We start from the raw sequence: 21,806 nt of genomic DNA, 5'->3' as shown, positions 1-21,806 counted from the left end.
AACCGTTATCTTAAATAAATGCTATTCTGCACTTTCTTCCATGGTATGGTAAACGTTTTGCACATCATCGTCTTCTTCCAGTTTTTCCAATAGTTTTTCTACATCGGCAGCTTGTTCTGGCGTTAATGGTTTTGTGACTTGTGGAATCCGTTCAAAACCTGAGGACAGGATTTCAATACCTCTTTTTTCCAACTCGGTTTGTATGGCTCCAAAGCTTTCAAAAGGAGCATATATTAAAATGCCATCGTCGTCTACAAACACTTCTTCGGCACCAAAGTCTATAAATTCCAATTCCAATTCTTCGGGATCCAATCCTTCTGCATTGACCCTAAAATTGCAGGTGTGGTCGAACATAAACACAACAGAGCCCGAAGTCCCTAAACTGCCATCACATTTATTAAAGTAACTGCGTACGTTAGCAACAGTTCTTGTATTGTTATCTGTTGCGGTTTCCACTAAAACAGCAATCCCATGGGGTGCGTAGCCTTCAAAAATAACTTCTTTATAATCGCCTTGGCTTTTATCGGAGGCACGTTTAATGGCACGTTCTATATTGTCCTTGGGCATGTTTACCGATTTGGCGTTCTGGATTACCGCCCGTAATCTAGAATTACTATCGGGGTCTGGACCGCCCTCTTTTACAGCCATTACAATATCTTTGCCTATACGAGTAAAGGCTTTACTCATGGCAGACCAACGTTTCATTTTTCTTGCTTTTCTAAACTCAAAAGCTCTTCCCATAATATACTGTTTTAGGTTTTTCGCAACAGCGAAAATAACAATGATTTATTTAACGCAAAAATAAATTATTCTTCGGGTTCTACAATCATTTCAATAGCTTGTGCCAATTTAAAATCCTTATCGGTTACTCCATTGGCGTCGTGGGTTGATAACGAAATAGTTAGTACGTTGTATACATTAGTCCAATTGGGATGGTGGTTTAGGGCTTCGCATTCGAATGCAATACGGCTCATGGCACTAAAGCAATCCTTAAAATTTTCAAATTCAAATTCGGCATGAATGGCATTGTCGTAATGGTCCCAATCTGGAAACTGAAGCAGTTTTTTTTCGATGTCTTGTTCTGAAAGTTTCATGATAAATATTTTTAAGTCTGTATTAAACCAATGTAATCAATTTAAGCATTAAAATCAATTTATAATGCTAATGATTTTTGAAGGGTTTATGGTTTTAGATTTAAAAAGATTGAAAGGGTTGATGATTAACGAAATTTAAGTAACTGAACCCTTAACCCTGAACCCTGTGACTGATCCCTGAATCCTAAACTTCCGCAAAAGCGATTGGAGCGACAGCTTTTTTAAAATGTCTAGCAAGGGAGTCAAGACACAAAGAATCAAGAACCAAGATGGCCAACAATTATAGCCGTTGAAAAACCTTGAATATTTTAAAAAACTATAGTGTAAAGCGCGGTGGCTTGCCATTTGCCCAAAAAACTATAAGTAAGCGTGATTTGTTTAGTTAGCTAATGCTTTTAAAATGTCCTGACTGTGGAGTTGGAGGTGTTTGGGGAGCTTGTTAAACTTGGGCAAAACCGCTAGATATCTGTCGTCGTTGGTGGTGTATACTCTTTTGTAAAGTACTTTGTCCTCTAACTGCAAAGCGGAAATGATTTCTTTCGTGAATTCGTCGTGATGTACCAAATCGGTACTGCCCAAATGAAAGATTCCAGATTTATTTCTGTTGATTATATAGTGAACTTGCTGTGTGAGTTTAGCATCCGTTGTGACATTCATTATGAGGTTCGGGAATACTTCAACGGGTTCTTTATTTTTTATAAGTTCAAGGATTTCCATTACCCTAGGAGATTGATTGCCAAAAACCATAGGTAGCCGTATGATACTAGCCTGGGCTTTGGGCAAGCGCAGGAGCATATTTTCTATTTTTATCTTAAAATGCCCGTAAATGCTATTGCTGTAGGTTTTGTCGGTTTCGTAACTTGGATACTTACTGTAGGCATCAAATACATTTGCCGATGATAAAAAAATGATCTTTATTTTTTTTGAAAAGACATATTCGGTTACATGCTGGTGCAATAGTACTTGCTTGGAAAAATCACCCCGAAGTGCAGATATTATGATTGAAGGTTTAACTATATCAAGGATTTCATAGATGTCGTCCTCTTCAAAATCGTATTGAAAAAAATGATGGTTCTTTTCGAATGCTTTGTTAGAAGTGCGGTAAGTGCCAAAGGTTTTAAAGTAGGGGCAGAGTTCTTTATAAATGGCATTGCCCAAAAAGCCACTGCCCCCTAATATTAATATGCGATGCTTTCCTTTTTTTTTCAGCCCCTTCATTACATCAATACCGTTTTTTAACCTTTATAGAACGGTAATTTAACTACCGTTGCTGGAACTGCATTTTTACGTATTTGTATATATATTTTGCTGTTAACTCCCGAAAAGTTAGTTGTTACGTAGCCTAAACCAATGCCTTTGCCTAGTGATGGTGCCATAGTGCCAGAGGTTACATGTCCTATTTTATTTCCATTGTCATCAACGATATCGTATCCTTGACGAGGAATACCACGTTCATCCAATTCGAAAGCAATAAGCTTACGTTTTGGTCCAGCTTCTTTTTCGGCTTTTAAGGCTTCAGAATTTGTAAAGTCTTTTGTAAACTTGGTAATCCAACCTAAACCAGCTTCGATAGGCGAAGTCGTATCATCGATATCGTTTCCATAAAGGCAATAGCCCATTTCTAAACGCAAAGTATCCCTTGCTGCTAAACCAATTGGTTTTATACCAAAAGAGGCTCCGGCTTCGAATACTTTATCCCAAATTTGTTTTACTTCGCTATTCTTGCAGTAGATTTCAAATCCACCGCTACCGGTATAGCCTGTTGCAGAAATAATAACATCGTCTATACCAGCAAAATCACCAACAACAAAATTATAGAATTTAATGGCAGATAAGTCTTCGCTAGTTAAACTCTGCATGGCTTCGATGGCTTTAGGACCTTGGATGGCTAGTAGCGAATAGTCGTCGCTTAAATTGCACATGTCTGCACCAACATCGTTTTTAGATTTAATCCAATTCCAATCCTTTTCTATATTACTTGCATTAACTACCAATAAATAGGTGTGCTCTTTTAAGCGATAAATAATTAAATCGTCTACAATGCCACCATTATCATTTGGTAAACAACTGTATTGGGCTTTTCCTATGGTTAATTTGGAGGCATCGTTACTGGATACTTTTTGTATTAATTCCAATGCGTGTTTGCCCTCGATTAAAAATTCGCCCATATGGGATACGTCAAATACGCCAACAGCGTTGCGTACGGTTTCGTGTTCTATGTTTACACCTTCGTATTGTACGGGCATGTTATAACCTGCAAAAGGTACCATTTTAGCTCCTAATGCTTCGTGGGTTGTAGTTAGTGCTGTATTCTTCATTATTTAGTTTTATTGTTTTAAAATAGTTTGAGCGCAAATGTAATTCACTATAACGATATAGTCAATTTAAAATCGAAAAAGATGTTTTCTAGTGAGGTATTTAGTGTTGGTAATCAGTACTCAGTGTTCAGTACTCAGTGTTCAGTACTCAGTGTTCAGTGATCAGTAATCAGTAATCAGTAATCAGTGTACTGTAATTATCAATTTTTAATAGCCTTAAGTATGGCATTTGTAGTACGCCCGTGTGGAAGGTGATTACAAAACTTTTGATCTCTAGAATTGATACTTTATCTATAAGTACTTAATGGGTATTTTTTAAATATAATTAGGCTAAATAACATAAGTATTATGTTTTTTTAAATATTTATCTCCCATATATCCATTTATGCTCAAAAAAAAGCTGTTTATCTATGTAGATGTTAGTCAATAAGGTTGTCTCCTCCATTTTTATTTTTCATAACATTTAGGCTCAATATATTTAATCAAATCCTTAAAAGACTTTAAACAGTATTATAAGGTATTCACGTGATATACCCGAACACAAGATTAGTGCTGTAGAAAGCATTTGTCGGGTACTTGTACCACATAAAAAATATTGTTTATTGAAATGAAACCACCATAAAGTTAAGAAATCAAACTCTTTTGGTGAAGATTCAGAATTGGAGAATACCCTACTCAATCTTTTGATTTTATAACAAAAAAAAAATGAAAGCATATAAATACCAAATCACATTAATTCTATCTTTAATTTTGATCTCTTGCCAAGATAATTTAGAATTGAACAATTTAGAAAAAAATCAATCCGAATCAATAGTTGAAAAAAACATTAAAAATGGAAGATTTGTCTTTTCATCAAAAGAATCATTAAAGGAAACCATTGAGGAACTTCAAAATCAAGGTGAAGGCAAAATTGAACAAGAATTTGAGAAATTTTACCAAAAGGGGTTTCGTTCTCATACACCAATTATAAATTCTGAAAATGAACAACTACTAGCTAAACTTTCGGGAGAAATAAATTTGAAGAGGCAACTATATAAATCTTCTTCAGGATTACATGGTAAAACATCGGAGGCCTATAAAGGAGAAGACTCTGATGGATTTATAAAGGACCCTCTTTTGGCAGGACTTGTAAATGAAGATAATGAAATTATAGTAAGCGATAGTATTTATAAGTTTACTGAAGACAAAGGTATGTTTTTTGCACATGTAAAGGACTCTACTTATTTATTTGATTATTTTAAAGAAGAAAATGAAAATGTCAGTAAATCTTTCTCAAAAACAGCAAAGTTAGTTCCTATAGATTTGTGTAGAGAAAGAGAAATGTATGCAGGTATTACAAGAGTAAGAGACAAAGTTTACAGATATGTAGCACCAATTGAAGATGATTGCAATGGAGGAGATGTAATAGGCGGAAATATGCCTCCGCCAATTCCCCAAATTTCGGGAGAAGAAAAATTGCAACAATTAATTAGTGGGCTACCAGTATGTGAGGGACGTGATAATTGGTTTCAAAATATATTTGGTAAAAGTTATTACTGTACAAATTATTTTGACAGTAAGCACAGGATAAAAACAGAATTTTGGGATCAAAAATGGTTAATTTATGCCTCTGCTGGCATACTTACTAAAACCCAGAGAAAAAGGTTAGGCATTTGGTGGGCTTCTAAATCTGATGAATTACATTTAGGGATAAATACAATTTACTTAAAGTATAAAAGACCAGAGCCTGAAATTAATTCTTACTCTCATCCTCAATTATTTACTAATTTAGGCAAGGCACCAATTTATATGTATAATGCAACATATTATACTAAATATAGTCAAGCTAACAATTGGGTCGAGACTGCTATAAATGTGACAAAAAATGAGTTGCCCTTCTTTGATTATGATGATCATGATATTTTAAATATTTACATTCCTAAAATCCCATTAATTGGAAACTTAAATATAAATCTAACAACAGGAAATACTATATATACTGAATCAAATATCAAAGCACTTTATGGAGCTGGGTTTGATTTTTTAAAAAGTAAAGGTAGTATAAAGAGAAAATTTGTTGTTATTTATCAAAAGGATGATGAGGAAATAGAAGTTTTATATTTTGCAGATAGGTTAAAAAAAACAAACGATAATAAAATAAAGCATAAGTTTTATTCAGATGTTAGTTTTGAAATTAAAGTATCAAAATGCATTGATTGTAAAAATGGCGGTATTAAATTCAGTATAGGACCTTCAAATGCTAAGTTCAGAAATTATACTTATTATGAGCTAGACTTTTATGGAATGGCTAGACGAGGTAATACTTGGAAAGGTAATAGAATGATTAGATAGCTTTAAATTATACATTTTATGAAACATTTTTTTAGAATAATATTTGTTTTCGCTTTCGGATTGGGTTTTGCGCAAAGTAAATGGGGAACCTCTTTTGAAATGGATTTTGTATTTCCTAACAAGAAGGACTATTTCTATAATGATGACAAAAATAAAATAATTGAAAAAGAACTAAAAGAGGATGGTTTTTTGTTAAACTCTTTTGGTTTTCAAGGAAGTCGCAATTACTTCTTATTTAAAAAGTTAAGTATTGGTCTCATTGGAGGTTTTCAAACGCAATCAAAACCCAATTTTTCGATGATAAAACTTGGTGGAGTATTGAAATATTTCTTTGTAGACAGGAACAATGTTTATATTTATTTACAAGAAGTAAATAATTTCACTCTAAATAAAAAGAGGTTTAGAAATGGAAATAATTTAAGATTGGGATTAGGAATTCCTTTTATAAAAAAAGATAATTTTAACATTATTGGAAATCTATTTTTTGAACAAAATTATTTTAAATTAGACGGTTCAAAACCTTTGCTGGGTGGATCAAATGAAAGACCTCGATCATTAACAGTAAAGTCATTTGGGGCTAGTTTGGGTGTGAAATTCTAAATAATAATAATGTGAAATGATAATTTGGTATCAAAATACATGAATAGTAAAGAGCTAAACTTTGGATATAATTAATTTAAAATTGAAAATGACACAATAAACCGCACTTTTTTTGAATAAACTATTAAAGTTATATTAGTAAGATGAAGAATGTATGATGAATATCGCTTTTGTAGTAATTCAGTGTTCGGTGTTCGGGCAATCATCAATTGTTAATAGCCTTAAGTATGGCATTTGTAGTACGCCCGTGTGGAAGGTGATTACAAAACTTTTGATCTCTAGAATTGATACTTTATCTATAAATACTTAATAGGTATTTATTAAATATAATTAGGCTAAATAACATAAGTATTATGTTTTTTTAATCATTTATCTCCCATGTATCCATTTATGCTCAAAAAAAGCTGTTTATCTATGTAGATGTTAGTCAATAAGGTTGCCTCCTCCATTTTTATTTTTCATAACATTTAGGCTCAATATATTTAATCAAATCTTTTAGATTTTAAATTGTCATACTAGTTGTATAAACTTTAAACTATAGAAAATTTGGCCTAATGAAAAAAATCTTATTGACCTTGACTTTTTGCGGATTGACTTTTATAGCAAAATCTCAGAATGTAAGTGTAGAACAATCTACTTATGGAATACAAACAGGAGTTTTAGGAATTTGGGCTCATAGAGAAACAAAATTATCAAACCAAATAGCTTTAAGAGTAGAAATTGGAATGGATGCTGGATTTTGGTTTGGAAGTTTCTATCCGAAAAAAGGATATTTAATGACACCTGTTATTAGATTAGAACCAAGGTGGTATTATAATTTAGATAAACGAGTATCTAAATCCAGAAATATTAGAGGGAATAGTGGAAATTTTTTAACTATTCAGACAAGTTATAATCCAAATTGGTTTGTAATTTCAAATTATAATAATGTAGAAGTGGCTGATCAAATTTCCATTATTCCAACCTGGGGAATTAGAAGGAACATTGGAAATCATTTTACATATGAAACTGGAATAGGTATTGGCTATAAGTATATTTTCGCCAAAAGTGTTGGATACTTGGAAAATGAAGGAGAAACTGCTCTGAATTTACATTTGCGAATTGGGTATCGATTTTAAATTAAACAAAAGCGTAACTCCATTCTGAATAAAGGTTCCAGAACCACCAATTAGCCATTTTCACTTAAGGCTGAAATTTGTTGTAGATCCGTTGCCAAATGGGCTTAGGGATAAAGGTAAAGAATAGCATTTCGGTTAACTTTGACTGGAAACGGCGACTATTTACTGTAAACGATTTACTTTTTCTTATTCCGCCTATTGTAATTTTTATCCCCACGGGTTTTAGGCTTTTTATACTTCTTTGTTATCTCCCTTCGGTAGGAACCTCCAAGGTTAACTTTTTTGTTTTTAGTCTTTTTTTCATGAAAAGCAGGACCGGGAACATCTTCTGCTTTAGACTTTAAAGGGTTGTAATGTTCTTTAATTTGAGGACGCTCTTCTTCAATAAGTTCGGTTGAAATTTCTACAGGCTCTGGTAATTCTATTAATGGAATTTCCATTTGCATAAGCGCTTCAATACGCGATAAGGCTTCTTGTTCCTTCTCGGTTGAGAACACAATGGAAGCTCCCTTACGTTCGGCACGCCCTGTTCTACCAATGCGGTGCATGTAGTTTTCTGGGAATTCAGGGGTGTCAAAATTGATAACATGCGATATATTGTCTATATCTAATCCACGAGCCATAACATCGGTCGCTACTAAAATGCGGTTTTGCCCTTCCTTAAACTGTTCTATGCTTCGTAACCTGTAGTTTTGGGTTTTGTTGGAGTGTATAACGCAGAGTTCGTTATGAAACACCTCTTCAAGCTTTTCAAACAAACGGTCTGCCATTCGCTTATACGCCACGAAAATAAGTACTTTGTTAAACGTTTCGGTGTCATTTAAAAGGTGAACGAGTAGGTTAACCTTGGTGTAAAAGTTAGGAACGTTATAGCGTGTTTGGTCTATATTATCTAATGGTGTTCCCGAAACGGCTATAGAAATGCGTTCTGGTGTTTTAAAGAAATCATTTAGCAAGGCATCTACATCATGTGTCATGGTTGCCGAAAACATGATGTTTTGTCGGCGCTCGGGAAGAATATCAAAAATATTGATAAGTTGGTGCCTAAAGCCTAAATCCAACATCACATCCACTTCATCGATTACCAGTTTTTGTATCGATTTTAATTGAAGCACCCTGCTTACGGCCAAATCGTATAAGCGGCCTGGTGTAGCTACTAAAATATCCAACCCTTCGGCAACAGCTTGCTTTTGGGTATTGATATTGGTACCTCCATAAACGCCCAATACACGGTTGTTAATGTATTTAGAAAGTTTTTCAATTTCTTCAACAACTTGTATGACCAGTTCTCTTGTAGGCACTAAAACCAAAACCCTTGGGTTCTCTTGCCTGGAAAACGGCAAGTTTTTTAAAATGGGCAGCATATAGGCAAAGGTTTTACCTGTACCTGTTTGAGCTATGCCAACGGTATCTTTACCAGAAGCCACAACGTTAAAGGCTTTTTCCTGTATGGGAGTGGGGGTGATAAACCCTAAATCGTCAAGGGCATTTAAAAGTGGCGTGTTTAATTTTAAATCGGAAAATGTCACAGCAAGTATTTAGATTGCAAATCTACCACTAATTTATTAGACCAAAAGGGAATTGTTAATTTCTATGGTATAACTGGCTTTAAACAATTTGTTGGGAACCAATGTCAAGATGCCTTCCTTGGTTTTAAAATCCTGGTTGGTAGTTTCACTATCAGCGATGCCTAACCAAGGTTCTATACATACAAAATCACCTTCGGGTTTTGCCCAAATACCCAAATAGGGGAAGTCAGGATAGCTTACCGTTAGGATAGCACCATATTTGTTGCTCATTAAGGTTACTTTTCTAGATCTTAAATTCTTAAAAACCAAAGCATCATTATCAAACAAGTCGTGCCTTAATTTTATAATGTTGGAATCATTAAAAACAGGTTCTGTATTATCAGCTATCAGTCCGTTTTCTAAATTGATTAAGTGCCTTTTTGCGGTTTCGTTGTGTTCTAGTTCTAATTTGTAGTCGTTGTAAGTTTCATCATCAAAAACAGGGCATTTAAAGGCAGGATGGCCTCCCACCGAAAAATATATGGTTTTATTATCACGGTTTTTTACGGTATGGGTTACTTCAAGCGTGTTATCTTTAAGCAAGTAGCTTATATAAAATTCAAATTTAAAAGGGTACATTTTCAATAGCGCTTCATTGTAACCCAATTTGAAAATTAGACTATTACTGTTTTTTTTATCCAATAGCATGTTTTCATTATGCCTAATAAAACCATGTTTAGGAAGTTTATAATCAGCACCATTAAAGTTATATGAACCATCCTTTAGCGCTCCAATTATTGGGAAGAGAACTGGCGAAATCCCGTTCCAAATATTTGGGTTGCCATCCCACATAAAATTGGTGTTGTGCTTTGCCGATTTAATTTTACACAGTTCAGCTCCAATTTGCTTTATGGTAATTTCCAGTTTGTCGTTTTTAAGTGTGTGCATCAAAATTCATTTAAAGTAGGTGCAAAATTCCTGATTTTTTAAGTAATCTAACTAACTTTACGGCTTAATCTTTTTTTTGTTGAGAACATCACAGACTTTTAATATAGATTTTATTGATGAGTTTAAGAATAAGATACTGCTTTGGGGACAGCAATACGACGATGTCGTTTGGCTAGATTCCAATAGCTATGAGCAGGAGTACTCTAATTTTGATGCTATTTTAGCTGTAGATGCCTTTACGGGGATCCAGACCGATTATTATCAGGCTTTTGAAAAGTTAAAAGAATATCAAATCCATACCCAAGATTGGATTTTTGGCTATTTAACTTATGATTTAAAAAATGCTGTGGAGCATTTAAACTCCGCCAATTTTGACGGATTGGCTTTTCCCGATTTATACTTTTTTCAACCTAAAAAGTTGTTTTTGGTTAAAGGGGACACCGTAGAAGTACTATATTTAAAATGTGTTGAAGCTGAAGTTGCCCAGGATTTAAAAGCAATTGAACAAATAACCACACCAAATAATTCACCAAGCAAAGATGATGTTAGAATAAAGTTGCGTATCCATAAGGATGAGTATTTTGAAAAGGTAACCCAAATGCTTGATCATATTCGTAGGGGAGATGTTTATGAGGCGAATTTTTGTCAGGAGTTTTATGCTGAAGATACTCAAATAGATCCGCTAGAGACGTACAATAAATTAAATAAAATTTCCAAACCGCCATTTGCGTCGTTTATAAAGTTACATGATAAGTATGCCTTAAGTGCTTCGCCGGAGCGTTATTTAAAAAAAAAGGGGCAAAAGGTCATTTCCCAGCCCATAAAAGGTACAGCAAAACGGTCGGTGGATTTGGAAGAGGATAGGCTGTTAAAATCGGCTTTATTAAACGATAGCAAAGAGCGTAGTGAGAATATTATGATCGTGGACTTGGTACGTAACGATTTATCCAAAACAGCTATAAAAGGTAGTGTTGCGGTTGAAGAATTGTGTAAGGTATATACCTTCAATCAAGTGCATCAAATGATATCGACCGTTACGGCAGATGTTGATCCTGCTATTCATCCAGTTGACATTATTGAAAGTACTTTTCCTATGGGAAGTATGACGGGCGCTCCCAAAATCTCGGCCATGCAAATTATAGAGGCCTTAGAGGAAACCAAGCGAGGTGTTTACTCTGGAGCCATTGGTTATTTTACACCCCATGGTGACTTCGATTTTAACGTAGTTATTAGAAGTATTCTGTACAACGCTTCTAGGCAGTATGTATCCTATTCGGTAGGTAGTGCCATTACAGCAAAGAGTGACCCGCTAAAGGAATACGAGGAATGTTTGGTTAAAGCCAAGGCTATGCGTACTGTTTTAGAGAATTCGTAATTAAACAGGCTTTTAGTCTAAATTCTTTTTTATGGCTTCTTCAGCTAAGGTTAGAATACGCTCAACACGTTTTGGTTCAATGTTTTTTACTTTGGCAATGGCATCAAAGTCCAATCTACCAAAAACAAAAAGATCGATAATATCAGACACGTTAAAAGGTAAAAAGGAGTAAAATTTACCAAGCGTATTTTTTAGCTGTAAACCTTTAATATTTTCAATTTCAAAAGCACTGGCCAAAGTGATATCTGTATCGTCGTAAACAAAAACATGTTGGTGCTTACGGCTTTGTTTATATGAAATATCATTTAATTCCTCATGCATAATAAAATCAAAGTCTTCATCAACGGTAAAATTTTCCTCCAAGCCGTCGAGCTCTTCATTTAAAATAGCATCAGTGCTGAAGGTATTTTTGTGAAATGCTTCTTTTTGGAAAAGGCTATCTATATCGGTATCAACAATTTTAAAGAGTTTCAGTTTAATAGCTAAAGTATCAGCATCAATATTAAAGCCTTGTTCGTAGAATTTAGCAATAGCTTCATCTATCAAGTCATTGGAATTATACATGTTTTTGGGGATAATTCCTGTAGATTCAGCAATATATAACCTATGCTTTACATAAGCCCTTAAATGCTGTGTTACAGAAACTACTTTTTTATTGAAAGCCTTTTGGGCTGTTTTATCGTTTAATCTTTCTAAAGAGCTCATAATACTAAGGTTTAAGATGATACTCTAAAGTTACAAAATTACTAGAGTTGGTTTATGACAAATATCAACTTTGCATAAGGTTTTTTAAGCCAAATAGATGACAAGTCATCGTTTCCCTTCAGTGTTCAGTCGCAGTATTCAGTGTTCAGTAATCAGTAATCAGTAATCAGTATTCAGTATTTAGTGTTCGGTTAATCAAATTTCGTTAATCGTTAATCATCAATCTTCAATCTTCAATCATTAATGTTTTCATCATTATCAATCCCTTCAATTTTTATCAATCCTTTCAATCTTTAAAATGATGTATGCCGTAGATTCAATAAAAAGTATCATGCAAATTTCAAAAGGCAATGTTGTATATTTGAACACATGCTAGAGACATTCAAAAACCATATAAATTCTCGATTGCCTTTTTTAAATGATGGGAAGCTTTTAATTGCCATTTCTGGCGGTGTGGATAGTGTTGTATTGACCCATTTATGTTATAAAATGGGCTTAAATATAGCGTTGGCCCATTGCAATTTTAATTTAAGGGGTGATGAAAGTGATTTGGATGAATCCTTTGTACTGGATTTGGCCGAAGACTTAGATGTTGAAGTTTTTGTTGAAAGTTTTGATACAGAAACCTATGCCAAAGCACAGAAGCTTTCCATTCAAATGGCCGCTCGGGAACTGCGCTACAACTGGTTTACGGAATTGGCAGAACAATTGCATTTCAACTATATTTTAACGGCACACCATGCCGATGATAATCTGGAAACCTTTCTAATTAATTTCACAAGGGGAACCGGCTTGGAAGGGCTTACAGGAATTCCAGAAGTTAATGATAAATTTGTTAGGCCATTATTACCTTTTTCTGAAGATGATATTGTGGATTTTGCTAAATCCCATAACATTAAATGGCGGGACGATAGCAGTAACAAATCGGTTAAATACTTGCGGAATAAGCTAAGGCATGAAGTGGTGCCAATTCTAAAGACCATTAACCCAAGTTTGTTGCAAAGCTTTCAAACGACTTTGGATAATTTAAATGCGTCGTCAAATATTATAAAGGACAGTATTGAAACGTTTTTAAATAACACCATGGAACGTTTGGGTGGTAATGTTATGGCGTTTAAAGTTTCAGAATTTAAAAAGCTGGATAACCCCAAGGCCTATCTATATGAAGTCTTTAAGAGCTATGGTTTTACCGAATGGGAAGATGTTACCCATTTGTTAGATGCCGAAACCGGCAAGTATGTGCTTTCCAAAACCCATCGTTTAATAAAAAACCGGACGCATTTACTGTTAAGTGAAATTAATAAGGGAGAGCGTGAAGCTGTGTTGGTTTTAGAACAATTGTCAGCTGTAGAAACCCCTTTAGGTACATTGCGTTTTACTGAAGTTGATACAATTTCAGAAACAAACGCAAATTGCATTTATGTAGATAAAGCCCTGTTGCAATTTCCGTTGAAGCTTCGAAAAAAGAAGGAAGGCGAGTATTTTTATCCTTTGGGCATGACCGGAAGAAAGAAGTTGAGCAAATATTTTAAGGATGAAAAACTATCGCTTTTAGATAAAGAAAATGCTTGGTTGTTATGTACAGAAGATGCCATTGTATGGGTAGTTGGCAGACGCGCAGATAACCGTTTTCGGGTTACAGACCATACCAAACACATTCTTAAGATAGAATTGAGATGATTTGTCATTCCTGCGTATTACCCTGAGCTTGTCGAAGGGGAGGCAGGAATCCACATATAAAAATTAAAATATAAATGAAGCCACTTAATAAGTAATCGAGAATATATTGAAAGAAATATTGAAATAAGTTTATAAATTGAAACTACAAGGCCAAATAGTAGACATCCCAAACCAACGCATTTTTAAAGGAGAAATAACGATCTCTAATGGACGTATTGCTGCTATTGAAGCCAAAGACCATGATGTTAATCATTATATCCTTCCTGGTTTTATTGATGCACATATCCATATAGAAAGCTCTATGTTGGTGCCAAGCGAATTTGCTCGATTAGCGGTTAAGCATGGTACAGTTGCTACGGTTTCCGATCCGCATGAAATTGCCAATGTATTGGGTGTTAAGGGTGTTGAGTTTATGATTGAAAATGGCAAGCAAGTGCCTTTCAAATTTAATTTTGGGGCGCCGTCCTGTGTGCCGGCAACAGCGTTTGAATCGGCTGGAGCGGTAATAGATTCAGATGGCATAAAAAAGCTTTTAGAAAATCCAGATATTAAGTATTTGGCAGAAATGATGAACTATCCCGGGGTGTTGCTTAATGATGAAGAAGTCCTAAAGAAACTGGCCTGGGCAAAACAGAATGGAAAACCCATAGATGGCCATGCACCCGGTTTAAGAGGAGATGCGATTTCCAAATATATCAGCAGTGGGATTTCCACAGATCATGAATGCTTTACTTATGATGAAGCCTTGGAAAAGCTACAAAAAGGCATGAAGATTTTAATTCGGGAGGGGAGTGCAGCCAAAAACTTTGAAGCCCTTATCGAGTTGTTGCCTGATCATTTCGAAAACATGATGTTTTGTAGTGACGATAAGCATCCAGACGATTTAATGCTTGGGCATATCAATCAGCTATGTGCCAGGGCAATCGCTAAAGGGATTGATCTTTTTAAAGTCTTGCAGGTGGCTTGTATCAATCCGGTTAAGCATTATAATTTGGAAGTGGGGTTGTTAAACGAAGGTGATGCAGCCGATTGCATTGTTGTTGAGGATCTTAAGACGTTTAAGACGCTACAAACCTATGTTAATGGTGAGTTGGTTTTTAACCAAGGAAAGTCTTTAATAGAGTCAGTAAAAATAGCCATTCCCAATAATTTTAATTGTAATAAGAAAGAGGTTTTAGATTTTAAAGTAGAATCTTCCGCTAGGCAAATTAGGGTTATCGAGGCCTTGGAAGGGCAATTGGTCACCAATGAAATAATTGGCAATGCAACTCTAGAAGGTGGTAATTTAGTATCAAATACAAAAACAGATATTTTAAAGATGGCTGTGGTAAACCGCTATAAAAATCAAAAACCTGCTTTAGCGTTTATTAAGAATTTTGGATTGCAGGAAGGCGCTATAGCCTCTTCAGTGGGACACGATTCCCATAATATTATTGCTGTTGGAGTTTCAGACGAGGCTATTTGTAAAGCCGTTAACTTAATCATAGAACATAAAGGAGGTATTTGCGCCATATCTGATACAGAAAGTCATATAATGCCACTACCTGTTGCTGGAATCATGAGTGATAAAGATGGAGATACCATTGGACAGCAATATGCCAAATTAGATGCCATGGCTAAGCGATTGGGATCTATGTTAATCGCACCATATATGACCTTGTCCTTTATGGCATTGCTGGTTATTCCTGCGTTGAAATTAAGCGATAAAGGATTGTTCAACGGAAATACTTTTGAATTCACAACCTTAGAAATTAATTAGTTTATGCCCATAGTAGAACCTACCTACAAACCTCCATTTTATTTTAAAAACGGATTTATAGCTACCGTTTATTCAGGATTGGTAAGACGCATTTCGTTAAACCAAGAACGTGAACGCATTACTTTAAGTGATGGGGATTTTTTGGATTTGGACTGGAGTTTTTCAAAGGAGAAAAACAACAAACTTATTATTTTATTGCATGGGCTTGAAGGCCACGGTCAGCGTCCCTATGTAACAGGGGCAGCTAAGCTTTTTAATGATAATGGTATAGATGCCGTTTGTGTGAACTTTAGAGGCTGTAGTGGCTATGATAATTTAAAATATTACAGTTACCACTCTGGTGCTACCGACGACTTAAAAGCAGTTGTAGAACATGTTGTAAATGAGAAGGAATATGAAGAAGTATATATAAAGGGTATTAGCCTAGGGGGTAATATGGTTCTAAAATATTTAGGAGAACGGAACGAAGTGCCTTTCCAGGTTAAAGCAGCAATAGCGGTATCGGCACCCTGCTATCTTTATGGATCGGCCAAGGAATTACTTCGTACAAAAAATAGGTTGTATCACGATAGGTTTAAGAGACACCTAGTAAATAGGTTAAAGAAAAAGCAGCAACGATTTAAGGATGTTTTGAGTGAAAATGACATATATTCCATAAAGACACTAATTGATTTTGATGAAGTGTATACAGCAAAAGCACACGGCTTTAAAAATGCAAGGGACTACTATGAAAAGGCCAGTAGTTTGCAGTATTTGCATGATATAACAACACCAACCTTGGTAATAAATGCCTTAAACGATTCGTTTTTATCTCCAGAGTGCTATCCGGTAAAAGCGGCCAAAGAAAATCCTAACTTATATTTGGAAATGCCTAAGCATGGAGGGCATGTAGGTTTTATTGATAAAAAGAACATTTATTATAATGAGCACCGTGCTTTGGATTTTATCAAAACCCAATTACAAGAGATTGAAATAACAAGGGATATACAAAAAAAACTGGACGAAGGATTGAGGAGCTAAGCGCTAGTTATTAAATCTATTCAGTTTTTATATGTCTATCAAACAATAAAAATAGCACGCCGTTTATTTTATGGCCTACTGCTTTACGAAGCAATGCAAATGCTTTACTAATATGAGCTTCAACAGTTTTAATGGATACATCCAAGTATTCTGAAATCTCTATATTGGAGAGACCTTCTTCTTTACTTAATAAAAATGTTTTTTTACATTTTGGTGGCAGATTTTCTATTTCTTGCTTAACAATAGCGATGAGGCGTTCCAATGATTTTTCGTCTTTTTCTTCAACAATAGAACTTAAGGCATCTATATGTTTCTTTTCCAGAACCAAGGTTATTTTTTGCTTTCGGTATTGATCAATAAATTCGTTATATATCATTTTATATAAATAACTTTTAACCGAAAAGTCATCTTTTAACTTGCTGCGCTTTCTCCAAATTTTAACAAAAACGTTTTGGACGATATCTTCAGACTGGTCATTATCGCTTGTAAGGCTGTATGCATAAACACAAAGTTTATGATGATAATTCTTCACCAGAAAGGTATAAGCCTCAGGGTCTCCTTTTTTTAAGGACTTAATAAGGGCAATGTCATCTGTGAAAGAAAATCTCATATTTTTTAACGAAATGATAATGATTTAATATCAAACGAAGCGAAAATAAAAAAAAAGTTATGATAAAAGTTAGGGTTATGTAAAATTATAACGTTGTAGTACTATAGATTAAAAGAAATGATATCACCAAAAATCCAAAAAATAATAATAAAATACTTTACCAAACAGGCTTCATTTTCAGATATGGAAACATTGGAAGCATGGCTAGAGAATCCTGATCATGTAGAGGAGTTTAAGAATTATGTTGAAGTTAATTATGCTATAGACTTTAATATTCAAACCTTTAATGAAGAACTTTCCAATAAGAGATTGCTAGAATACATTAATAAAGATAAACGCGTGTACCGATTGCGTAAAGTAAAGCATGTATTGAAATATGCTGCTATTGTTATTGTGCTTTTAGGAACGGGCTTTATGTACCAAAAAGGTTACTTTACGGCAAAACAAGAACCCATTATACCAGAGGAAAGCATAACACTCCAGTTGGATAATGGTAATATAGAAGTGATTAAAGAAGATGGCTCTACTCAAATTGTTGATAAAGAAGGGACAGTAATAGGTCAGCAAAAAGGAAATCAGTTAACCTATAGTAATAATATCACAGAGGACAAGTTGGTTTATAACACATTAACCGTGCCTTATGGTAAACGTTTTGAAGTAAAGCTATCAGACGGAACGAATGTGCATTTAAATGCGGGTACGTCTTTAAAATACCCCGTTAAGTTTATAAAAGGAGAAAAAACAAGACAGGTATTCCTTGATGGGGAAGCTTATTTTGATGTGTCTAAGGATATAGACCACCCATTTATTGTGCATGCCGATAACTTAAACATACAGGTATTTGGTACAGAGTTTAATGTAACAGCTTATCCTGAAGATGCAGCTACCGATGTGGTTTTGGTAGAAGGCTCGGTGGGCTTGTACACAGATGAAGAATCGCTAAAGGAAAATACAACAATAACGCCAGGGACCAAAGGGTCGTTTGATAAGGGACTGTATAAAATTACAACCGAAGCGGTTGATACAGATCTTTATACGGCGTGGATGCAAGGCGGTTTAATGTTTAGGAACATGCCGTTCAAAAATATCACCAAAAAACTAGAGCGCTATTATAATGTAAATATCATCATAACCGATAGGGAATTGAATGATGAAATCTTTTATGCGAATTTTAATGAAGAGCCCTTGGAGAATGTGCTAAGTTATTTTAGCGACAGTTACGATCTGGAATATAACATTAAAGGGAATACCATATTTATTAACTAACAATATACTTTAACCAAAATAAAACCATAATCTATGAGATAAAACAACGCTAAAATCAAATCAACAAAATTCACTTTCAAACACCGATAAAAAAAACGGGAAATGATGCCACATTTCCCGAGAGTTTGAGTGAAATACCAACAAAAATTTAGTATTCACTATTTAACACCTTAAAAGTATGAAAAAACTCCATGAGAAAAAAGGGAGGCGCCTTCCTTTTATTAAACTCGATTTAAAAATGAAATTAACTTTACTATTGGTCTTTGCTTCTTTTTTCAGCATGTTTGCTAATGATAGTTACTCTCAGACAATTTCATTGGATGTAGAGGACATGACTGTCGCAAATGTTATAAGTAAAATTGAGTCTACCACCGAATATAGATTTGTATACAATACCAAGTTTGTTAATTTAAAACGAAAGGTTACTGTAAATGCAAAAGAAACCGATATAGCCGATTTTTTGGAAAACCTTTTTGGCAATACGCAAACCTCGTTTAAAGTAAGAGGAACACAAATTGTTTTGAAGAAAAAGAAAAAAGCCGATTTGGTATTAAACACTACAGTACAAGCACCAAAAGTTCAGGAGCTTGAGGTTACTGGACAAATAATAGATAATACTGGAATGCCATTAGCAGGAGCTACCATTACAGTAAAGGGGACGTCTAGGGGGGTAACTTCAGATTTTGATGGTAATTACAAGATTAAAGTCAATGAAAATGAGGTTTTGGTATATTCTTATGTAGGCTATAAAACCCAGGAGCTTCCAGTAAATGGACAAACCGTTATTAATGTGACCTTATTGGAAGATGTAGATTCATTAGAAGAAATATTAGTTGTTGCTTACGGTACACAAAAGAAAGAGGCTATAACATCATCTGTTGTAAGTATTAAGTCTGATGAGTTAAAAGATATTACAACACCCGATGTGTCTTCAATGCTACAAGGTAAAGCGGCAGGGGTACAAATTACACCTGCTAGTGGAGAGCCTGGTTCTGTACCTAGTATTTTAATACGAGGTAAATCAACTTTTAATGGCTCTAATGCTCCTTTATGGGTTGTAGATGGTGTTATACAGCATGATACACCAATAATAAACCCTAATGATGTGGCTTCTATTTCTGTATTAAAAGATGCTTCGGCAACAAGTTTATATGGTTCTTCAGGAGCTAATGGAGTTGTAATAGTTACTACAAAACGAGGTTCATTAGGAAAATCGGAAATTACTATTAGTTCAAAGATTGCAATGAACGAACTTAATACAGGTGGTTTTGAGGTAATGAATTCTCAGCAATTGTACGATTACCACACCCAATTTGGAAATTCGAATCCTTGGTTTTCAGAAGATTTATTGAGTCGAGATACAGATTGGTTAGAATTAGGTTCGCAAACAGGTATTGTAAAAGAAACCAATGTTACATTCACTTCGGGGACTGAAAAACTGAACTTATTTATAAATGGAGGTATTTATAATGAGACTGGTACATTGCGAGGAAATGAATTGGATCGTTATACGTTTAGAATGAATTTAGACTATAATATCTCTGAGCGCTTAAAAATAATGCCTAAAGTGTCGTTTAGTTTTGACGATAGGGATAGAATAGCACAAGCTCCTTTATATGAACTGTACTTAAACTTACCTTGGGATTTACCGTATGATGCAGATGGAATGCCGGTTCATGCACAGGAATCTCAGGATTGGTTAGGAAGGGATTCAAGAAACTACCTATACGATCAGCAATGGAACTACTCGTCCAACAATACATTTAATATGAGTGGTAATTTTGATTTTGAATACAAAATCATTCCAAATCTTAAATTTAATTCAGCAAATAATTTTACACTTTATAGATACTTATCTAAAGATTATACAGACCCAAGGTCAAATTCAGGGCAATCTAATGGCGGAAGTATATCAGATTACACAGCCAACAGATTAACCCGATATACATTACAATCGTTAACGTACTCTAACTCTTTTAACGACCACAGTATTAAGTTAATGGGCGGCTATGAATTTAGGGATTACGCTTATGAATCTTTTGGGGTATCTGCTAATAATATCACTGCAGGTTCGGAAATATTGAACAATGCTACTGAACCAGGTAATTTTTCTGGGTTAAAAAATGATTATGCCTTTCAAGCTTTCTTCTTATATGCAGAATATGACTATAAAGACCGTTATTTTTTAAAAGCGTCTATCCGTAGGGATGGGTCATCAAGATTTGCTGGTGACAAAGAATACGGGAATTTTTATTCTGTTGGAGCCAGTTGGTTAATTCATAAAGAAGACTTTTTTAAGAGTAACATAGTTAATGAACTTAAATTAAGAGTTAGTCAAGGCGAAGTGGGTAATTTAACCGCTGGTTTATACCCTTACCAGGGCACTTTTAGATTGGGGCCTCAATATATAGGAGAACCTGGGGTTCAAGCAAGGCAGTTCCCAAATCTTGACTTGGGCTGGGAAAAATCTAGTGAAACCAACATAGGAATAGATGCTAAGCTTTTTGATAGAATAGATATTTCTTTAGATTATTATAATAAGGATACAAAAGATTTAGTTTGGAGAGTTCCTTTAAGAGATTCACAAGCCTTTAGCCATCAATGGCGTAATGTAGGAGGAATAACCAACAAAGGGGTTGAAGCCGTTTTATCTGCTGATATCGTACAAAATGAATCTTTTAATTGGAACGTAGGTGTCAATATCGGAGCTAACAAAAATAAAGTTGCTGGACTATTTGAAGGAGATGAGTTGCCACGAGGTAATAAGATTTGGAAAGTAGGAATGGATCAAGATACATGGTATATGCGTAAATGGGCGGGTGTACACCCTGCTAATGGTGATCCTTTATGGGAAAAAGTAGATACTAATACAGGTGAGGTGTCTTATACCAGTTCGTACGACGAAGCCACAGTACAGATTTTAGATAAATCTTCAACACCAGATTTTATTGGAGGCTTTAATTCCAGTTGGAATTATAAAGGATTATCATTAGCTGTTAATTTCGATTTTTCAAGTGGCAGTTATTTATACAACGCTTCTAGGGAGTTATTTGATTCAGATGGATTCTATTCAACGTTTAACCAACAAGTGTTGGCCGATAGTTGGAGTAGATGGGAAAACCCAGGAGATATGGCTACTCATCCACGTGCTGTTGATGGGGGTAACCAAAATTCAAATAAACCTTCGTCTCGCTATTTAGAAGATGCTAGTTATTTAAGAATGCGTAATATAACCTTATCATATAACCTTCCTCAAAAGGTATTACAAAAGATAGGATTATCTAAAGCCAATGTTTATGTTTCTGGAGATAATTTGTTTACCATAACCAACTACTCTGGAGTATCACCCGTGGTAACAGGTAACCCAAATGATAATGATGGTCCAGGTTTGTCTGGTAGCCCTAGTTTAACATATCCAATACCAAGACGTTATGTTTTTGGGGTAAACGTTTCATTTTAATAATTAAAATTATA

Annotated in this window: 17 protein-coding genes; 9 read left to right on the top strand and 8 right to left on the bottom strand. The window is 34.8% G+C overall.

The features are described 5' to 3' along the window. Window positions 1-21: 21 nt before the first annotated feature. The 4 genes from MR062_RS15185 to gcvT form a co-directional block, all read right to left on the bottom strand. A complete protein-coding gene (locus MR062_RS15185) occupies window positions 22-741 on the bottom strand; it encodes a YebC/PmpR family DNA-binding transcriptional regulator (RefSeq protein WP_242205799.1) in 720 nt (239 codons plus the stop codon). A gap of 65 nt (window positions 742-806) precedes the next feature. After that, on the bottom strand, window positions 807-1,097 hold the full coding sequence (locus MR062_RS15180) for a 4a-hydroxytetrahydrobiopterin dehydratase (RefSeq protein ID WP_242205848.1): 291 nt from the start codon (window positions 1,095-1,097) through the stop codon (window positions 807-809). A 375-nt stretch (window positions 1,098-1,472) separates the two neighbouring features. Beyond that, complete coding sequence (locus MR062_RS15175; protein ID WP_242205797.1) at window positions 1,473-2,312, bottom strand: sugar nucleotide-binding protein; 840 nt, start codon at window positions 2,310-2,312, stop codon at window positions 1,473-1,475. A 17-nt stretch (window positions 2,313-2,329) separates the two neighbouring features. Next, complete coding sequence (gene gcvT, locus MR062_RS15170; RefSeq protein ID WP_242205795.1) at window positions 2,330-3,412, bottom strand: glycine cleavage system aminomethyltransferase GcvT; 1,083 nt, start codon at window positions 3,410-3,412, stop codon at window positions 2,330-2,332. A 705-nt stretch (window positions 3,413-4,117) separates the two neighbouring features. On the opposite strand from gcvT, the gene MR062_RS15165 reads away from it, so the two are divergent. The 3 genes from MR062_RS15165 to MR062_RS15155 all read left to right on the top strand — a co-directional run bounded on the left by MR062_RS15165 (window position 4,118) and on the right by MR062_RS15155 (window position 7,461). After that, window positions 4,118-5,743 (top strand): hypothetical protein, encoded by a 1,626-nt coding sequence (locus MR062_RS15165; RefSeq protein WP_242205793.1) that lies wholly within the window; start codon window positions 4,118-4,120, stop codon window positions 5,741-5,743. Between the two features lie 18 nt (window positions 5,744-5,761). Continuing rightward, on the top strand, window positions 5,762-6,343 hold the full coding sequence (locus MR062_RS15160) for a hypothetical protein (RefSeq protein WP_242205791.1): 582 nt from the start codon (window positions 5,762-5,764) through the stop codon (window positions 6,341-6,343). A gap of 554 nt (window positions 6,344-6,897) precedes the next feature. After that, on the top strand, window positions 6,898-7,461 hold the full coding sequence (locus MR062_RS15155) for a hypothetical protein (RefSeq protein ID WP_242205788.1): 564 nt from the start codon (window positions 6,898-6,900) through the stop codon (window positions 7,459-7,461). A gap of 176 nt (window positions 7,462-7,637) precedes the next feature. Here the strand turns inward: MR062_RS15155 and MR062_RS15150 are convergent, their stop codons facing one another. Next, window positions 7,638-8,990 carry a DEAD/DEAH box helicase gene (locus tag MR062_RS15150; RefSeq protein WP_242205786.1) on the bottom strand — a complete coding sequence of 451 codons (1,353 nt, stop codon included), beginning with the start codon at window positions 8,988-8,990 and terminating at the stop codon, window positions 7,638-7,640. Window positions 8,991-9,026: 36 nt separating this feature from the next. Beyond that, on the bottom strand, window positions 9,027-9,917 hold the full coding sequence (locus MR062_RS15145) for an aldose 1-epimerase family protein (protein ID WP_242205784.1): 891 nt from the start codon (window positions 9,915-9,917) through the stop codon (window positions 9,027-9,029). A gap of 79 nt (window positions 9,918-9,996) precedes the next feature. On the opposite strand from MR062_RS15145, the gene pabB reads away from it, so the two are divergent. Beyond that, window positions 9,997-11,292 carry an aminodeoxychorismate synthase component I gene (gene pabB / locus MR062_RS15140; protein ID WP_242205783.1) on the top strand — a complete coding sequence of 432 codons (1,296 nt, stop codon included), beginning with the start codon at window positions 9,997-9,999 and terminating at the stop codon, window positions 11,290-11,292. Window positions 11,293-11,304: 12 nt separating this feature from the next. Here pabB and MR062_RS15135 read toward each other — a convergent pair whose 3' ends face one another. Then, window positions 11,305-11,997 (bottom strand): hypothetical protein, encoded by a 693-nt coding sequence (locus MR062_RS15135; RefSeq protein WP_242205781.1) that lies wholly within the window; start codon window positions 11,995-11,997, stop codon window positions 11,305-11,307. Between the two features lie 369 nt (window positions 11,998-12,366). On the opposite strand from MR062_RS15135, the gene tilS reads away from it, so the two are divergent. From tilS to MR062_RS15120, 3 genes are all read left to right on the top strand, one after another. Further along, window positions 12,367-13,677 (top strand): tRNA lysidine(34) synthetase TilS, encoded by a 1,311-nt coding sequence (gene tilS / locus MR062_RS15130; protein WP_242205778.1) that lies wholly within the window; start codon window positions 12,367-12,369, stop codon window positions 13,675-13,677. A gap of 136 nt (window positions 13,678-13,813) precedes the next feature. Next, complete coding sequence (ade, locus tag MR062_RS15125; protein ID WP_242205776.1) at window positions 13,814-15,436, top strand: adenine deaminase; 1,623 nt, start codon at window positions 13,814-13,816, stop codon at window positions 15,434-15,436. Between the two features lie 3 nt (window positions 15,437-15,439). Further along, window positions 15,440-16,456 (top strand): YheT family hydrolase, encoded by a 1,017-nt coding sequence (locus MR062_RS15120; RefSeq protein WP_242205774.1) that lies wholly within the window; start codon window positions 15,440-15,442, stop codon window positions 16,454-16,456. Between the two features lie 16 nt (window positions 16,457-16,472). Here the strand turns inward: MR062_RS15120 and MR062_RS15115 are convergent, their stop codons facing one another. Then, window positions 16,473-17,066, bottom strand: coding sequence for an RNA polymerase sigma factor (locus tag MR062_RS15115; RefSeq protein ID WP_242205772.1), 594 nt, complete (start codon window positions 17,064-17,066; stop codon window positions 16,473-16,475). A 117-nt stretch (window positions 17,067-17,183) separates the two neighbouring features. On the opposite strand from MR062_RS15115, the gene MR062_RS15110 reads away from it, so the two are divergent. Next, window positions 17,184-18,332: a FecR family protein gene (locus tag MR062_RS15110; RefSeq protein WP_242205770.1), complete on the top strand. Its 1,149-nt coding sequence runs from the start codon at window positions 17,184-17,186 to the stop codon at window positions 18,330-18,332. A gap of 238 nt (window positions 18,333-18,570) precedes the next feature. Beyond that, window positions 18,571-21,792 carry a TonB-dependent receptor gene (locus MR062_RS15105; protein WP_242205768.1) on the top strand — a complete coding sequence of 1,074 codons (3,222 nt, stop codon included), beginning with the start codon at window positions 18,571-18,573 and terminating at the stop codon, window positions 21,790-21,792. Window positions 21,793-21,806: the final 14 nt, after the last annotated feature.

It is taken from the genome of Aestuariivivens insulae (assembly GCF_022662195.1).
GTDB lineage: Bacteria > Bacteroidota > Bacteroidia > Flavobacteriales > Flavobacteriaceae > Aestuariivivens > Aestuariivivens insulae.
The sequence above is the reverse complement of the archived record's forward strand: the minus strand, read 5'-3'. Positions and strand labels throughout refer to the sequence as shown.

What these genes read in the sequence shown, in the direction of transcription:
- MR062_RS15185 (WP_242205799.1), bottom strand. Translation starts at nt 741, where the DNA reads ATGGGAAGAGCTTTTGAGTTTAGAAAAGCAAGAAAAATGAAACGTTGG.
- MR062_RS15175 (WP_242205797.1), bottom strand. Translation starts at nt 2,312, where the DNA reads ATGAAGGGGCTGAAAAAAAAAGGAAAGCATCGCATATTAATATTAGGG.
- gcvT (WP_242205795.1), bottom strand. Translation starts at nt 3,412, where the DNA reads ATGAAGAATACAGCACTAACTACAACCCACGAAGCATTAGGAGCTAAA.
- MR062_RS15165 (WP_242205793.1), top strand. Translation starts at nt 4,118, where the DNA reads ATGAAAGCATATAAATACCAAATCACATTAATTCTATCTTTAATTTTG.
- MR062_RS15160 (WP_242205791.1), top strand. Translation starts at nt 5,762, where the DNA reads ATGAAACATTTTTTTAGAATAATATTTGTTTTCGCTTTCGGATTGGGT.
- MR062_RS15155 (WP_242205788.1), top strand. Translation starts at nt 6,898, where the DNA reads ATGAAAAAAATCTTATTGACCTTGACTTTTTGCGGATTGACTTTTATA.
- MR062_RS15145 (WP_242205784.1), bottom strand. Translation starts at nt 9,917, where the DNA reads ATGCACACACTTAAAAACGACAAACTGGAAATTACCATAAAGCAAATT.
- MR062_RS15135 (WP_242205781.1), bottom strand. Translation starts at nt 11,997, where the DNA reads ATGAGCTCTTTAGAAAGATTAAACGATAAAACAGCCCAAAAGGCTTTC.
- tilS (WP_242205778.1), top strand. Translation starts at nt 12,367, where the DNA reads ATGCTAGAGACATTCAAAAACCATATAAATTCTCGATTGCCTTTTTTA.
- MR062_RS15120 (WP_242205774.1), top strand. Translation starts at nt 15,440, where the DNA reads ATGCCCATAGTAGAACCTACCTACAAACCTCCATTTTATTTTAAAAAC.
- MR062_RS15115 (WP_242205772.1), bottom strand. Translation starts at nt 17,066, where the DNA reads ATGAGATTTTCTTTCACAGATGACATTGCCCTTATTAAGTCCTTAAAA.
- MR062_RS15110 (WP_242205770.1), top strand. Translation starts at nt 17,184, where the DNA reads ATGATATCACCAAAAATCCAAAAAATAATAATAAAATACTTTACCAAA.
- MR062_RS15105 (WP_242205768.1), top strand. Translation starts at nt 18,571, where the DNA reads ATGAAATTAACTTTACTATTGGTCTTTGCTTCTTTTTTCAGCATGTTT.